1 protein-coding gene is annotated in these 539 nt (G+C 48.8%); it reads left to right on the forward strand.

Annotation, left to right across the window (positions count from 1 at the left end):
* Positions 1-539 (forward strand): hypothetical protein (locus tag AB4384_RS23545; RefSeq protein ID WP_372130197.1); only part of this gene is annotated, 539 nt, incomplete at both ends.

Below are 539 nucleotides of genomic sequence, written 5' to 3' on the forward strand. Positions count from 1 at the left end.
ACGCCAACGACATCCGTTTTCGATGTATTAACATCCGCGAGTGCCGATGGCGCGAGCGTGACTCAATTTACCTATGACGGCACCGCTTACTCTCTAGACCCGAATGATGCGACCGAGCAAGAGTTTACCTTCACCGAAGGCTCACTGTTTATTACGACTCAAGGGGAAGTGCGCTTTGAGCCGAACCGAGATTTAGACCACTCGGCTGGCGATATCGTTAAAAATATCGTTGTGACGTCAAGCGATGGCGATGATGACGTTCTTACCTCGACAGTGACGCTTACGATTACGGACGGCGATGTCCCAACCATAGATGTCATTCCACCAATCTCACTATCTGAAACGAATCTAGCCGATGGCTCTGATCCATCGAACTCTGCGGTCAGTGACACCAAAGTCATTCAGTTTACTCATGAGAGTGACGATGTTGAGTCGTTCCGTATCGAGCCAACAGAGTTCAATACTCTAGGTACGTTAACGTCAAACAACTTGGCGGTTCAGCTAAAAGAAGATCCTAACAGTGCTGGCGATTACATCGG

This window comes from Vibrio sp. 10N.261.51.A4, from assembly GCF_041471945.1.
GTDB lineage: Bacteria > Pseudomonadota > Gammaproteobacteria > Enterobacterales > Vibrionaceae > Vibrio > Vibrio crassostreae_C.